The following is a 15,212-nucleotide window of genomic DNA, read 5'->3' on the forward strand; positions in this document are numbered from 1 at the left end:
CTCCTTGTCTTTAGTTTTCATTCTAGAGGCATAGCTAGGATAGAGCTATGAGCTACGTATTAACGCTGGTGCGCCACGCGCAGGCTGGTTATGGCCGAGGTGACCACGGCCGTCCTTTGACCTCAGCGGGGGTGCGGCAGGCGCGGGAGTTGGGGGCGCTATTAGTTAAAGAGGGTGTAGAGGTCGAGCTGATATTGCATTCTACGGCGGCACGCGCCACTCAAACTGCTCAGCAGCTTGGGCGGGCTTACCCGGATGCGCAGCTACTGGCAGAGGACGAGCTATACCATTGCTCTCCGGAGCAGTTACTGCGGCTAGTAAGCGAGTACGCTCCTGTCGGCGGTAACGCCATTTTGGTAGTGGGGCATGAGCCGATTATTTCTATGACTGCCCAGCTTTTGGCTCCGAAAAACGCTGGCCTTCCTTATGGGGTGTCCACCGCTACCGCTATTGCTTTTAAAGTTCCAGGTTTTAATGCTCTTAGCGGTGGTAGTGGGAAACTAACAGGGGTTTTCCATGCCCCGCTGCGCGCCTAAGATCTGCGCGTGGGCGGTTTCCATCGTCTAAAGTTTTCACACGTGCCACTATGCGCCTAAGATCTGCACTTTCCTGCTATTCCCGGACAGTGGAGCCGGATTAGGGAGCGGGCATTGGTTCTAGGAAATACCTAGGGAGAACTTCAGAGGAAGTGCTCCCCGGCAACTTTGAGAGTAGTTGCTTACTGATCGACGATAGTTCCTTTGGGAACTACAGTGATACCGCCTTCGGAAACTGTAAAGCCCCGTTCGCGGTCTTTATCGTGATCAACGCCGATTTTAACCCCTTCAGCTACGCGCACATTCTTATCCAAGATGGCATTATGAATCACTGCAGAGCGTTCCACATCGACCCCATTCATCAACACCGAGCCATCGACAGAGGAGAAGGAGTGCAGATGTACCATCGGGGAAAGCATAGATCGTTCCACCCTAGCCCCCGAAATGATTACCCCCGGAGAGACAATCGAATCCAGAGCAACACCGCGGCGGCTTTCGTCATTAAAAGTGCTCTTCGCGGGAGGTAGCCAGGCATCTAGTTTCGTGTAGGTTGGCCAGTCAAAATTATAGAGGTTGAATACTGGGGATACCGACAGTAAGTCCAGGTGAGCCTCGTAGAAAGCATCAATGGTACCCACATCCCGCCAATAGTCACGGTCGCGGTCAGTGGCTCCCGGAACTTCATTTTCGATGAAGTCATAGCAGTTAACCCCACCGTGTTTTACGAAGTAAGGTACTAAATCTCCGCCCATATCATGCTTAGAATCTTCATTATTGGCGTCCGCTTGCAGAGCGGCTATCAAATCCTTGGTAGTGAACACGTAGTTACCCATCGAGGCCAAGAATTTGCCAGGATCATCGGGAAGTCCCTCACAGGTTTCTGGCTTTTCGATGAAACGATTGATGGTTCCGCCGGTTTGATCAATTACCCCGAAAGCACTGGAAAGCTCAATTGGTTGCCGAATCCCGGCAACTGTGCAGGGTAATCCGGATTTAATATGGTCAGCTACCATTTGGGAAAAATCCATGCGATAGATATTGTCTGCCCCGATTATCAAGATGTAGTCGGGATTTTCATCACGTACAATGTTGAGCGATTGGTAGACCGCATCTGCACTGCCCAAGTACCAGTGTTTACCGCGCCGCTGTTGGGCGGGAACGGGAGCTATATAGTTGCCCAGCAAGTCTGACATTCGCCAGGTGGTTGCCAAATGGCGATCCAGAGAATGGGATTTGTACTGGGTTAGTACCACCGAGCGGAGATAGCCCGAGTTGACCACATTAGAAAGTGCAAAATCAATCAGGCGATAAGTTCCCCCAAAGGGAACAGCAGGTTTTGCGCGATCTAAAGTAAGTGGCATCAGGCGTTTGCCTTCGCCGCCGGCCAGAATCATTGCTAGTACATTATTTTTTCCCATAAGACCAGCATAGGTGAGTAGTGAGGTACGGCGTGGGGTTTTGGATTTATTAACCAAAGCGGATTTTTAAAGCCGATGCAGAGCAGTAGCTGCCGGAAAGAATCTCGTTTCTACCCCGTGTCTCATTGATTCCACTAATCTGATTAATATCAGCAAATTTAAGGGCCGTCTAGGAAAGGATCCCCAAATGCGTGTTGATCTGTTAAGTCGCGAATATCCACCCCATGTTTATGGTGGTGCGGGTGTCCATGTCACCGAGTTAGCTAAGGTATTAGCGGAAAGAATCGAGGTGGGGGTGCATTGCTTCGATGGTTCGCGCTCAGATAGTGGCGACAAAATTTGGGTTAAGGGATACGAGTATTGCGCCGAACAAAAGGGAGCAAATGCCGCCCTGCGTACCCTGGGGATTGACCTGCAGATGGCGCAGTATTGTGATCAGGCAGATTTAGTGCATTCTCACACTTGGTATGCCAATATGGCTGGACACTGGGCAAAGAAACTTTATGAAGTCCCGCATGTGGTTACCGCTCACTCTCTAGAACCGCTGCGTCCTTGGAAACGGGAACAATTAGGGGGTGGGTATAACCTGTCATCCTGGGCAGAAGAAACCGCCTACTTAGCGGCTGATGCGGTAATAGGAGTTTCTTATGGGATGAAGAACGATATTCTACGAGCCTATCCGCAGATAGATCCAGATAAAGTTCATGTTATCCATAACGGTCTGGATTTAACTGATTGGGCGCTACCTACCGACCGGCAAGCGGTCGCTCAAACTATGGCCAAATTCAATATCAACCCGGATATTCCGACTGTGGTTTTTGTTGGTCGGATAACCCGACAAAAAGGTCTGCCACATTTTTTGCAGGCAATTGCGCAGATTCCAACAGAGTCCCAGGTAGTGCTGTGTGCCGGGGCTCCGGATACCCCGGAGATTGAAAAAGAAGTCCGAGAACTGGTAGCAGGGCTTTCTGCGCGGCGCAGCGGCATTATTTGGATTGAAGAAATGCTTCCGCATGACCAGCTAGTAAATATTTTGTCGGCAGCTCACGTGTTTGTTACTCCTTCTATTTACGAACCGATGGGGATAGTAAATCTGGAGGCCGCGGCGATAGAACTTCCGGTAGTAGGTACCGCCACCGGGGGGATTCCTGATTGCATAGCCGAGGGCGAGACCGGATACCTAGTACCGATTGAACAGTTAACTGATGGTAGCGGCACCCCCACAAATCCGGATAAATTCCATAGGGATATGGCCGAGCGGATTACCACATTGCTTGAAAATCCTGATCTGGCAAAGAAAATGGGTAAAGCCGGACGCAAGCGGGTAGAAGAAAAATTCTCTTGGCAGACAGTCGCAGATAAAACTGTGGAACTGTATCACTCTCTCTTATAAGGAAAATTAGCAGTTAAAACCTAATAGCTGCGGCCGGGGGCGAGCACTTTGGGGAAGATGCTCGCCCCCGACACTTATCTGTAGTCACACTGGTTAAGATGGGAAATATGGATACACTGCTCCGATTGCAACATGTCAATTTTCTGCGTGGAGGAAACCCTATTCTTCAGGATGTTTCCTTCAAAACCGAACTTGGAGAAAACTGGGTGATCCTGGGGCCAAATGGAGCGGGAAAAACCACTCTGATAGCTATCCTAGCGGCTCGTAACTATCCATCTAGCGGGCAGGCGGAGATCTTAGGGCAACAATTAGGAACGGTACCGGTTCAACAACTACATGAACGGGTGGGACTTTGTTCCTCGGCGGTACTTCGAGTAATTCCGGGCGCACAAACCGTGAAGGCTTTAATCCTTTCGGCTGCTTATGGCACTATGGTGCGCGGACGTGATCAAGATTTTGAGGATATAGATTATCAGCGCCGAACTAACCTCATGGAATTATTTGGGGTAGTGTCCCTACAGGATCGCAAATTAATTACTCTGTCCGATGGGGAACGGCAACGGGTACTGATTGCTCGTGCTCTGATGGCGGATCCGGAAATCTTGATTCTGGATGAACCGGTGGCGGGGGTGGATCTGCAGGCTCGTGAACTGCTACTATCCGCCCTCGATGAACTCAGCTCAGATCCGAAATCTCCGCAAATCGTGATGGTAACGCATCATTTAGAAGAAATACCAGCTTCTTTTAATCGCGCTGCTTTGATGAAAGAAGGTAAAATCATGGCTAACGGCGAGATTGACCGGGTGCTGACCAGTGAAAATCTCACGGAGGCGTTCAGTTTTCCGCTCAAGTGCGGGCGGAGTGAGGATGGACGTTGGTGGGCACACGCCCAGTAGCCAACCAGGTGATAGCTAACAGTTTAAAACCTCATAAACCGGTAGACAGTAAGGAAAAATCGTGGATTCAGCACAAGAGGAAGTACTACAAAAAATCGCGGAACTAGGGGTAAAGTTCATTCGTCTCTGGTTTACCGATGTGTCTGGCTCCCTGAAGTCGGTGGCGATTGATCCCGCTGAGCTAGAGGATGCTTTTAATGAGGGGATCGGGTTCGACGGTTCCGCGATTGAAGGATTTACCCGGGTATATGAATCCGATATGTTGCTGCGTCCAGATGCTTCCACTTTTCAGATTTTGCCCTGGCGGGGTGAGGATGCGGAAGTTGGACGGATGTTTTGCGATGTGTACACCCCGGATCTGCAGCCTGCCCGTTCTGATCCTCGTCGGGTATTAGAGCGACAGTTAGAGCGTGCTGCTGATCTTGGTTTTACCTTTAACATTCACCCCGAAATAGAGTTTTACCTATTAGAGCCGCCAACTTCCTTAGATGAACCGCTGCGTCCTATTGACAATGCTTCCTATTTTGACCACGTGCCTAATGGGGGAGACAACTCTTTTAGGCGCCGAGCAGTGGCGATGCTGGAAGAAATGGGAATCTCGGTAGAATTTTCGCATCACGAAAACGGTCCCGGTCAAAATGAAATCGATCTGCGTGCCTCCGATGCCCTTACCGGCTCCGATAACATTATGACTTTCCGGATCCTGATTGAAGAGATCGCGATGCAGGATCATATGGTGGCCACTTTTATGCCCAAGCCTATGGCCGGTGAGGCCGGTAGCGGAATGCACACCCATATGTCACTTTTCGAGGGGGAACAAAACGCCTTTTACGATGCCTCTAGCGATATTTACCAGCTCTCTGCCACCGGTCAGGCCTTTACCGCCGGGTTACTTGCTCATGCACGTGAATACGCGGCGGTAGTAAATCAGCATGTCAACTCATATAAACGCCTTTGGGGAGGTTCGGAGGCGCCCTCCTATATATGTTGGGGACACAATAATCGTTCGGCGCTGGTGCGAGTGCCGCTCTATAAACCAGAAAAAGCTGGAGATGCCCGTATCGAATATCGGGGTACCGACCCGGCCGCTAATCCTTATCTAGCTTACGCGGCGCTGTTGGCTGCCGGGCTAGACGGGATTGAAAGAGAAATGAAGCTACCTTTAGAAACCGAGGATGATGTTTGGCGTCTATCTGATAAGGAACGCCGAGCCCTGGGTATTCCTGCGCTGCCGTTAACCTTGGAAGAAGCCGTCTCGGAGTTACGCAAATCAGAGTTTATGGCACAGGTGTTGGGAGAGGAAGTCTTTGCCTATGTACTGCGTAATAAAGAGTGCGAATGGCGTGAATACTCTGCGCAAATCACAAGGGGAGAACTGGCAAAGTTCTTGCGGGTGTAGTTATGGCCAGGAAAATTACTCTAGCTTCCCGCCTGCGTGCTAGCGGGGTTACCGAGGTCGCGCGGGCTGAAAGCTGGGTAAGTAGCCCGGTTTTTACACCGTTAGTTCAAAATGAAGACTTTTGGCGGGAGCTGAAAGATTCTGCCTGCCCTGACCAGGTATTACTGTGTTTAATGAATCTTTTGGAGGCAGGGGAGGAGACCGGAAAATATCTGGCGGAGAATCCCCATCAGCGCGCCCTGGTGATAGCTATCTGTGGAGTTTCTCGTTTTGCAGGCGACTACTTAATTAGCCATCCACAAATTCTTTCCCATTTGCGAGCACCAGATCAAGAGGTCTATTGGGATGGCGAACGTTATTTAGTTTCCCAAGAACTAGCTTTAATTGAGCGTTATCGCGCTCGGGTACGGCAAGAAATTTTAGAGACCCTTGACGCCCAAGAGATCCGGGAAGATACCTGGATAGCGGCAGAAAGCGACCTAAATGATTTGCGGCGTGCCTACCGCGGTCAGCTACTACAAATCCTCGCTGAGGACGCCTTGCATCCTGATCCCCTGGCTTTTTTTTCGGTAGTGGCTGGAAAGCTTAGCGCCCTCACCGATGCAACATTAGAGGGTGCCCTTGCCCTTGCGCGTGCAAAATACGACCCGAGATGCAAAGTAGATTTTGCGGTGATTGCCCTGGGGAAAACAGGGGCGGGGGAGCTTAACTATCACAGCGATATAGACCTTATCTATGTGGCTGAGCCGGCTGAAAACTGTGGTCGCAGTGAAGAGGAGACTCTGAAAGTGGCTTCTCGTCTTGCAATCGGGATTTCCCAGGCCTGTTGCGGGCCGGGAATAGAAATGCCGCTTTGGCCTATAGATTTGGCTCTACGCCCGGAAGGGCAAGATGGAGCTACTTGTCGTACCGTAGCTGCACACGCTAAGTATTACCAAAAATGGGCGAAAACCTGGGAGTTTCAGGCACTTTTGAAGGCCAGACCTGCTGCCGGTTCCTCCCAAGTGGGTAAAGCCTATATGCGGGCGGTATGGCCTTTGGTGTGGACTGCAGTAGAGCGGGAAGGATTTTTCACTGATACTCGTGCGATGCGTACCCAGGTAGAAGAATCAATCCCCAGCCCGACAGCCGGCCGGGAACTGAAACTGGGGCCAGGTGGGTTGCGCGATGTAGAGTTTTCGGTGCAGCTGATGCAAATGGTGCATGGACGTACTGATGAAAGTTTGCATGTACGCCCCACATTGCAAGCCTTAGAAGCCCTCTCTCAGGGAGGATACATTGGTCGGGATTCCGCGCGAAAACTGGCAGCTGCTTACCGTTTCTTACGGGTTGTTGAACACCGGATGCAAATGCAACGAATGTCGCGCACTCATCTATTCCCGCAAAGCCCCGAAGACGAACGTCGAGTAGGCAGATCCTTGGGGAAAGCTAGCTTCGGTAAGAGCGGGCAACTCACCGGTTATTGGGAAAAGCTAAAACCTCAAATCCGCGCCTTGCAACAAGATATTTTTTATCGACCCCTGTTACCGGCAACTGCGGGGCTCTCCAAAGAGGAAGCCGCCTTGAATCCACAAGCAGCCGCCGATCGCCTCCGGTTAGCGGGATACCGAGATACTCGCGGAGCTCTCGGGCATATTTCGGCACTGACTGCAGGGGTATCTCGCCGCAGTCAAATCCAGCGCCATATCTTGCCGGTGCTGCTGGGGTGGCTGGCAGAAGGGCCTTCTCCGGATGCTGGATTGCTACGTTTTCGGCGTCTTTCGGAGTCCATCGGGAAATCCCACTGGTATATGGGTCTACTACGTGATTCTTCGCGGGTGGCTCACCGCTTATGTACTATCTTGTCTCTTAGTCCCTATATTGCTGAACGCCTCGAACATGTGCCGGAAGGAGTGCAGTGGTTAGATGATGACGAAAAGCTAGCTATTCGTAGTTTTGATCAGCTTCATACGGAGATGGTGGCGCTTTCTCGTCGTCACCGAGACACTAGTGCCGCAGTAGATTTGATTCGTCAAGCTCGCGGGCGGGAATTGTTGCGCTGCTCCTTAAGAGATGTCATCAACCATTTAGATCCTATTTCAACCCAGGCAGCAATCACCGATATTAATGACGCAACGATTGCTGCTGTCAGTCAAGTAATAATGCGGGAAATTTCAGCAAAAGAAGAGGCTGTACCGCGCATCGCGCTGGTAGCTATGGGGCGGGGTGGAGGACGCGAATCCGCTTATGCTTCCGATGCTGACCTTTTAGTGGTGCATTCCCCGCTGCTTGATCCTATTTGGTCTGCGCCGGGTCTGCTAGAAAAAATTCCTACTTCGAACTGGGGACATATCTCCTCGGCTGCCTCTGTACAGACTAGTATGAAACTACCTGCCTCCGAGGCTTCCCGGATTGCAATTCTGTTTGCTACTCGCTTGCAGGAAGAAATGAACCGGCCAGCGGCAGCTCCCAGTTTGAAAGTTGACTATGGTCTGCGTCCTGAAGGTAAAGATGGGGTAATTTCACGTTCCCTAGATGCCCTGCGTGATTACTATGAACGTTGGGCGGATCCCTGGGAGCTACAGGCATTGTTGAGAGCTCGTGCCTTTTGGGGCGATAGAGATCTGAGAGAGAGCTTTACCAAAACGATTGATCCTTTGCGTTATCAACGTCCTATTGGTGAGGATGGAATCCGGCAAATCCGTCTCCTGAAAGCCCGCATGGAAAACGAGCGAATTCCTGGCGGACAAGATGCATCCCTGCACGTAAAGCTAGGGCCAGGGGGACTGAGTGATGTGGAGTGGATCGCTCAATTATTGCAGATGCAAGGAGCAGCTTCCTACCCAGATTTACGGGTAACTGGCACTTTACAAGCTCTGGAGGTGGCTGCCCAGCAGGGAATACTTTCGGAAAACGACCGTGATGCCCTGGTAAAAGCTTGGATGTTGGGATGCCGGATTCGTTGCGGAAATGTATTGGTTACTAACCGGATGAGCGGTAATAAACTTGACTATTTGCCTACTGCAGCTGCTCCGGCTCACGCCTTGGCGCGCCTGCTGGGCTATCCTCCAGATAAAGAGAACGATTTACGGGAGGATTATCTACGGCGTGCGCGCCGGGCTCGCGTAGTTATGGAGCGAATTTTTTACAAATCGTAAGAAAGAGGAAACATGAAACTGGTTTTGATGCGTCATGGGCAAACTAGCGCGAATATTACTGGTGCCCTGGATACTGCCGAACCGGGTGCCCCGCTTAATCAGGAGGGAATTCGGCAGGCGCGGGCGGCAGTAAAAACCTGGGATAAGCTGGGGCTGCCTGCCCCTCAGCTAATAGTGACCTCGAATCTGATTCGTACCCAGCAGACCGCTCGACCTTTAGAAGAGCGTTTCGCGCTTACTCGGATAGAAAGCGCCGATGCTAATGAAGTGCAAGCTGGGAAGCTGGAAATGGCTACAGATATGGCTTCAGTTGAAAAATATGTGCGCACCATTGGCGCCTGGATGCAGGGAGATCTCCAGCTGAAAATGGACGGTGGAGAAAGCGGCGCGCAGACTCTGGCGCGTTTTAACCGCGTGGTTTCAGCCGCAGCTGATCAAGTTGGCACAGATGGCTGTGCGGTGATTGTGGCTCATGGTGCTATCATTCGCTACTGGTCATATATGAACACTCCAGAAGTTACTTTTGCTCTGGCCGCTACTAAGCCGGTTTCGAATGCTTCTCTGTCAGTTTTTGAGGGAGAGCCAGGAAACTTTGCGGCTAAAATCTGGTCTTCACGTCCGGTTGGAGAATGGGAAGTTGACGAAAATATAACCGAGTTACGTCCTTCTAAAGCATTGCTAGATAAACTGCTCGGTACTCCGCATGAAAAAGTTAATTAATTGATGACTTTCCCATTGAAATAGCTATTTCAATGGGAAAGATAGCCGCGTTCACTACTTTCCGCGGAGCATCCGGCGATTCATTTTAGTTTTAGCTGGATCAACTCCGCCCGGGAGACGATAGGCCTTATTCTGCAAAGACTGCAGACGTTGTCCCACAATTGGAACCTCGTCCTTGCCGATCTCTTTTTTCAACCGGTTTATGGTTTTCAGTAGCTTCCCGATAGGAATCTGATTCTGTTCCTGCCCGGACTGAATCTTATGAATGGGTACTGACGGAGCAACCCGGTGACATTTGCGTTCTTGGTCATTGAGCAGCTCGGCAGCACGGGAGCTGGGGCCTTCAGAAATAAGAACAATCCCTGGCCGTCCTACCAGGCGATATACCAAGTCTTGTTTCCGGTTAATAGCTACCGGTTCTTGCTCAACAATCCAACCGCGTTTGATGGAACGCAAAATCGCGTACACATTGCCTTTAACGCCCTCTAGCTGTTTATACATGGCACTATTAGCCAGACGAGTTAGCAGGGTAGTAGCCAGTAGCATCCCCAGGGAAACTGCAATAAGTACGTAAAAGATAGTGCGCCCGATACTGAAGGGAACCAGGAGGCAGATGACCAGCACTATGAGGGGTAGTGCCAGGAAGGCCGCCAACATTGCCCAGCCTATCCAGGAATAGCTGCGTTTAGTTACGCGGTAAACATCCGCGAGGTTGTTCCACCAGTGTTTTTTCTTCTGCGGGTTATTTTGTATAGCCATGATGTTCTAAGCCTATCGAAAAAGTTGCTAAATCGTATATTGATAGGTTATCCCCAGATAAAAAGAGAGGGAAACGAAACTGGCGACTGTGGAAAATAAGGTGACAACGATACCAATGGGGAGTTGGCTGAAGCTATGGAAACGAAATCTGCCCTAACAACAGTTAAAGACCATCGGGGATATCACGAGAATAAAATAGAAGAATTAGTGGGGGAAAACTGGGTGGCAGTTCCAGTTAATGCGGAATTACTGCCGGTACTGCAACTCATAGTGCCTAGCGGTAAAACTTTCTTCCCCTGTCCTCATTTGATTAAGGACGAGCGGGGCAAAAATTGGTTAGTGCGTCCAAATATGCGGGGTAATGAAACAGTTTCAAAAAATATAAAAAAGTCCCTTCTAGCTGCTCGCAGAGCAAGGGCTGAGTTTTCTAACGGGGGACAGGAAAACATTAATTCCCCTAAAAAATCGCTCGTAGAATCACTTAACAAGTTTGATAACACGGTTTTAGCCAGGAATGCTATCCAGCTAGCTCCAAGTGGAGTAAACCAAATTTTCCTTGCGGACGCAGAAAAAAATAAGGATATTGATCGCCCACTGCGCGCAGCTGGTAAACCTAAAAATCCCGAAATAAATCTGCCAGTGCGTAAAAGAACTCCGTCGTTTTCAGTACCAAAGTTGACTCCTCCCGTTTCAATATTTGCTCCCCAGTATGAGCAAGAAAAGCCGGGTTCTGTCTCCTCGGCAAAGGTCGGTTATTCCCCGCCAAATCAATCCTCTGAATCACTAGTGGATCCGGCGGCGGATACAGCTGAAACTTCTCTAGCTGAACCCGCCTGGAAAAGGCTAAAAGCCAAAGTGGTTAAGAAGGAAACTGGAGATTTCAGTGGGGTCGCAGAAACTGCTGATATTGAAATTTTTGCCGCGCCACCTGCCGCCTGGAAACTGTGGGTGCGGCGGCTACTTCCCGCGATATCGATAGCGTTACTAGCGGCGGGTTCCTGGCAACTGGCAGCTGGTTTATAACAACTATCCGCGAAAACGTATCTCCTTGCTTAGCCGCAAACAAATAGGATTCGGGTAAGTTCGCAGTTACACTGGCTCAGGTCAAGGGGCTTAGCAGCTTTTAACCACAAAACCTAGCAGCTAATTATGAGTATCCGCGATAGTCTTTTTTTCGGTTTCCCCATCCTCAGGGGTATCCTCCACGCTTTCCGAGGGAACCGGATTACCTGCGGCATCCTCATAGCTTTCGTCTTCTTCATTCCAGTAAACTGGATTCCCCTGTTTGTCGAGGTAGGTTTGAGAAGCATAGTCATAGTCGATGGGATTACCTTCCGTGTCGGTACGTCGATACCAATCGGTCACCTCTGGGGCAGTGGAATCAAAATCTGCGCCCGCACCCTCTCCAGATTTAGTGGGCACCACAACAATTTTGAAATCATCGCCGTAACGTTTAAGTCCGCCAACTACCGCTTTCGAAAGGGCGGAGCGTTCAAAGTTACGCCTGATGGTGAAGGGGTCGCGAGATAAATCGCGTAGTAACGCAAAAATCATCCCCGCTATGATAATCGCGAAAGGTAACGAAGCCACAATAATCAAATTCTGCATCCCTTGCAGGGCATCTTGACCGCCTACTAACATCCCGACTACGGCGATACCAGCCAGGCAGAGTCCCCAAAATACCGTGATTTTCCGGTCGGGAACTGGTTTACCTTGCTGCGATAAGGAACCCATTACCACCGAGGCAGAGTCGGCAGAGGTAACAAAGAAAATCGCCAAACAGAACATGGCTATCAGGGAAGTGATTTTTGTTAATGGTAGTTCTTGTAGCAGGGCGAATAGCATAACTTCTGCACCCTCCTGCAAGGGCATATCCGCGCCGTGAATCTGCAGATACATGGTGGTTCCCCCATAGATGCAAAATGAGATCAGGCAAACCAAGGTGGGAGCCAGTAAAACTCCAGTAACGAATTGGCGTAGTGTGCGCCCTCTAGAAATTCGAGCGATAAATAATCCCACGAATGGTGACCAGGAAATCCACCAAGCCCAGTAGAACACCGTCCAAGTAGATGCAAATTGAGCGGCCTGTGGTCCATATGAGGGGGAGGTCGCTAACAAACCGAATAGGTCAGAAAGATAGTTCATCAAAGTGGAGGGAATCAGGTTCAAAATGAACACCGTGGGGCCGGCAAAGAAAATAAAGGCCATTAAGCAAAAAGCTAATGCCATGTTGATATTGGATAACAGCCGGATCCCACGGGAAATTCCGGAAACGGCTGATGCAATAAAGGCTGCGGTTAGGAGGGAAATAATGCTTATTAAGCCGACATTACCGATTTTGCCAATCCCAGAAACTAATTCGATACCGCGGGTAATCTGTAGAGCGCCCATCCCCAAGGAGGCACAGGTGCCGAACAGGGTAGCGGTAATCGCTAGCATATCGATCACTTGTCCCACCCCGCCCTGGGAGAATTTGTGTCCTAGTAGGGGTGAGAAAATCGAGGAAATTAGGGGAACTCGTCCCCGTCGGTAGGTACCGTAGGCGATTGCGCACCCCACCAGGGCATAGATTGCCCAAGCATTTAATCCCCAATGCAGCATAGTTTGCGACATGGCATCATTTAGAGCCTGATAGGTGCCCGCATTCGCACTGGAGTGAGGAGCGGGGGTAGTGAAATAGATCATTGGCTCGTAGGGACCGAAAAATAGCAGACCAATTCCCATACCGGCACTAAACATCATGGCTATCCAAGAGCCATACGAATACTCGGGTTCCTCGTTATCGCGTCCTAGAGGGATGTTCCCATAGCGAGACATCCCAACGAACAGCATGAATAATAAAATCACTGCCGCTAGGATAGAAAAGAGCCAACCGGTATTATCTACTACCCACTGCAGTGCCACATCAGAAACTGTGCGTAAGGAATCAGTTGATATCAGCCCCCACAGGATGAAAGCTAGCACTAATGCCCCGGTACACAAGAACACCACCTTATCAGTGCGATATTTGATGATTTGTTCATCAATCGCGATTCCGCGTACTAGTCCCGGGTGCATACCGTGTGGATAAGGTACTTTGTGGAGAAAATGTTGGGTTTGTTCCCGGGCAATCCGGGTTCCTCGCCGCCAGGCGCTAGCTTCAGGTGGGGTACTGGTTTGTGCTGTGTGATGATTACTGTTCTGGTTGCTTACGTACGCGGCTGCGGTTCTGGCGGTACTTTCTTCTGATTTTCCTAGCTCAGCTGAAACCTTGTCGGCCAAGGCTTGTCTTAAATGTTGGGTGCGGGAAGCAACAATTTTTGCTTGTTGAGGATCTTTCTGCTCAAGGTGGGAAAGCCGGCGATCATATTTTTCTAAAAGGATGCGTAACTCTTCACCACGTCCACGGCGTCTGCCCTGGTTAAATCCAGCTCTCTGGGGAAGGTCCTGTTCTGGGGTAATTGGTTCGTGCTGCTCTTTTTTCGTCATACTTATTCGCGATACTTAGTTATGTTGTCATCTTCTTAGGGAACAGAGTCTATTTCCAGCGTACTCCGAGAGCCGGTATAAGTCAGTTTTATTGTCCGGCAGCCTTGAGACCGGCAACTAGGGAGGTGCGGATTTCCTCCATAGTGTTGGTTACTCCGGTCGGATTAGCGGGCAGCATTAAGGTTTGGGTATCGGATGATTTAGCTACCTCAGCCAAAGTGTCAAAATATTGGGTCATCAGCAGAATCTGTTGTGCCTGGTCGCCAATTCCCGCATCCCGTAAGGATTCGTATTGCTCTACTAGTCCTTCTACAATGGCGCGGCGCTGTAACGCGATACCTTCACCTTGTAAGCGTTTGGATTCGGCATCTGCTTCCGCTTGTTTGACCAGCTTGATTTTATCGGCTTCCGCCAATTGGATAGCAGCTTCGCGTTCCCGTTGGGCAGCATTAATAGAGTTCATAGAATCCCGTACCCGCTTATCTGGATTAATGTCGGTAACCAGTGAGTTCACGATTCTGAAGCCATAGCGCGCCATTTGTTCCCCCAAGGAAACCTCAATCTCTTGCGCAATAGTGTCTTTGGAAGAGAAAGCTTCATCCAGGTTCAACTGGGAAAGGGAGGAGCGTACTCGGTCGAATACGTAGGAGGTGATCTGTTGGGCAGGGTTAGCTAGGGAATAGAAGGAGGCCGCGGAGTCTTGTACCTGGAACTGTACCGAAACTGGAATCGCTACGAACACATTATCCTTGGTTTTGGTTTCTACCACCAGATCCAATTGCTGAATCCGGCGCTCCACAATCTTCGCAATCCGGTCAATAACTGGAATCTTAAAATTTAGTCCGGGCGTACATACGCGACGATATTTCCCGAAACGTTCAATAATAGCTTCTGTTTGCTGTTTTACGATAAAAATAGCGGAGAACAACACGTAGCCAATAACTACTAGCAAAAGTAAAAGTATGAGCATGCTACTGCCTAAAATCTCGGTCACCGTTAACTCCTCCTAGAGATATTCCTGCTTTAGTAGACAATCAGAGAATATCAATCCTGTATGCATTGCGCGCTGCGAAGAGTTTACCGTCGAGTCCTTTTGGTCCGTATCCCCCTTTTACTAGGAGATTTATGTCGTAAGTTGCCAGCTGGGGTCAGCTGTGAGCAGACCCACGCAAGCAGAGTTTGGTAAAACCTACATCTTTCCGGATATACTTTCATACGCAACGCGGATGTAGCTCAGTTGGTAGAGCATCACCTTGCCAAGGTGAGGGTCGCGAGTTCGAGTCTCGTCATCCGCTCGATTTAGAGGGCGTCGCCAAGCGCGACGCTCTTTGATTATGGTGGGTTGGTCGAGTGGTTAGGCAGCGGCCTGCAAAGCCGTGTACACGGGTTCGAATCCCGTACCCACCTCGGGCGATTGGCGCAGCTGGTTAGCGCGTTTCCTTGACACGGAAGAGGTCGCTGGTTCGAGTCCAGTATCGCCCACTCT

The 15,212-nt window shown here is 50.2% G+C and carries 11 protein-coding genes and 3 tRNA genes; 10 read left to right on the forward strand and 4 right to left on the reverse strand.

All coding sequences use genetic code 11. From position 1 onward, the window contains the following. Positions 1-47: 47 nt before the first annotated feature. A complete protein-coding gene (locus tag EFB02_RS07585; protein ID WP_122820977.1) occupies positions 48-536 on the forward strand; it encodes a SixA phosphatase family protein in 489 nt (162 codons plus the stop codon). Positions 537-718: 182 nt separating this feature from the next. On the opposite strand, the gene EFB02_RS07590 is transcribed toward EFB02_RS07585, so the two are convergent. Further along, complete coding sequence (locus tag EFB02_RS07590; RefSeq protein ID WP_122821057.1) at positions 719-1,954, reverse strand: glucose-1-phosphate adenylyltransferase; 1,236 nt, start codon at positions 1,952-1,954, stop codon at positions 719-721. Positions 1,955-2,141: 187 nt separating this feature from the next. Between EFB02_RS07590 and glgA the strand changes: the two genes are divergently transcribed. The 5 genes from glgA (at position 2,142) to EFB02_RS07615 (ending at position 9,499) form a co-directional block, all read left to right on the forward strand. Further along, positions 2,142-3,347 carry a glycogen synthase gene (gene glgA / locus EFB02_RS07595; protein WP_122820978.1) on the forward strand — a complete coding sequence of 402 codons (1,206 nt, stop codon included), beginning with the start codon at positions 2,142-2,144 and terminating at the stop codon, positions 3,345-3,347. A gap of 107 nt (positions 3,348-3,454) precedes the next feature. Further along, positions 3,455-4,243 (forward strand): ABC transporter ATP-binding protein, encoded by a 789-nt coding sequence (locus tag EFB02_RS07600; RefSeq protein WP_122820979.1) that lies wholly within the window; start codon positions 3,455-3,457, stop codon positions 4,241-4,243. A gap of 61 nt (positions 4,244-4,304) precedes the next feature. Further along, complete coding sequence (locus EFB02_RS07605) at positions 4,305-5,642, forward strand: glutamine synthetase family protein (RefSeq protein ID WP_122820980.1); 1,338 nt, start codon at positions 4,305-4,307, stop codon at positions 5,640-5,642. Between the two features lie 2 nt (positions 5,643-5,644). Continuing rightward, entirely contained in the window at positions 5,645-8,779 is a 3,135-nt protein-coding gene (locus EFB02_RS07610; protein ID WP_122820981.1) for a bifunctional [glutamine synthetase] adenylyltransferase/[glutamine synthetase]-adenylyl-L-tyrosine phosphorylase, read from the forward strand. A 12-nt stretch (positions 8,780-8,791) separates the two neighbouring features. Beyond that, positions 8,792-9,499: a histidine phosphatase family protein gene (locus EFB02_RS07615; protein WP_122820982.1), complete on the forward strand. Its 708-nt coding sequence runs from the start codon at positions 8,792-8,794 to the stop codon at positions 9,497-9,499. A gap of 54 nt (positions 9,500-9,553) precedes the next feature. Here EFB02_RS07615 and EFB02_RS07620 read toward each other — a convergent pair whose 3' ends face one another. Next, complete coding sequence (locus EFB02_RS07620) at positions 9,554-10,258, reverse strand: DUF4191 family protein (protein WP_122820983.1); 705 nt, start codon at positions 10,256-10,258, stop codon at positions 9,554-9,556. A 135-nt stretch (positions 10,259-10,393) separates the two neighbouring features. On the opposite strand from EFB02_RS07620, the gene EFB02_RS07625 reads away from it, so the two are divergent. Further along, the gene (locus tag EFB02_RS07625; RefSeq protein ID WP_122820984.1) at positions 10,394-11,281 is read left to right on the forward strand and encodes a hypothetical protein; all 888 of its coding nucleotides are present in this window, start codon (positions 10,394-10,396) and stop codon (positions 11,279-11,281) included. Between the two features lie 120 nt (positions 11,282-11,401). Here the strand turns inward: EFB02_RS07625 and EFB02_RS07630 are convergent, their stop codons facing one another. Both EFB02_RS07630 and EFB02_RS07635 read right to left on the reverse strand, forming a co-directional pair. Further along, complete coding sequence (locus EFB02_RS07630; RefSeq protein ID WP_200831576.1) at positions 11,402-13,726, reverse strand: BCCT family transporter; 2,325 nt, start codon at positions 13,724-13,726, stop codon at positions 11,402-11,404. Between the two features lie 88 nt (positions 13,727-13,814). Beyond that, the gene (locus EFB02_RS07635; RefSeq protein ID WP_234992783.1) at positions 13,815-14,720 is read right to left on the reverse strand and encodes an SPFH domain-containing protein; all 906 of its coding nucleotides are present in this window, start codon (positions 14,718-14,720) and stop codon (positions 13,815-13,817) included. Between the two features lie 228 nt (positions 14,721-14,948). Here EFB02_RS07635 and EFB02_RS07640 point away from each other — a divergent pair. The 3 genes from EFB02_RS07640 (at position 14,949) to EFB02_RS07650 (ending at position 15,208) form a co-directional block, all read left to right on the forward strand. After that, positions 14,949-15,021 (forward strand) — tRNA-Gly (locus EFB02_RS07640). 41 nt (positions 15,022-15,062) lie between these two features. After that, positions 15,063-15,133, forward strand: a tRNA-Cys gene (locus EFB02_RS07645). 1 nt (position 15,134) lies between these two features. Continuing rightward, positions 15,135-15,208: transfer RNA gene (locus tag EFB02_RS07650), tRNA-Val, on the forward strand. The last annotated feature ends 4 nt before the right edge of the window (positions 15,209-15,212 follow it).

It is taken from the genome of Varibaculum vaginae, assembly GCF_900604285.1.
GTDB lineage: Bacteria > Actinomycetota > Actinomycetes > Actinomycetales > Actinomycetaceae > Varibaculum > Varibaculum vaginae.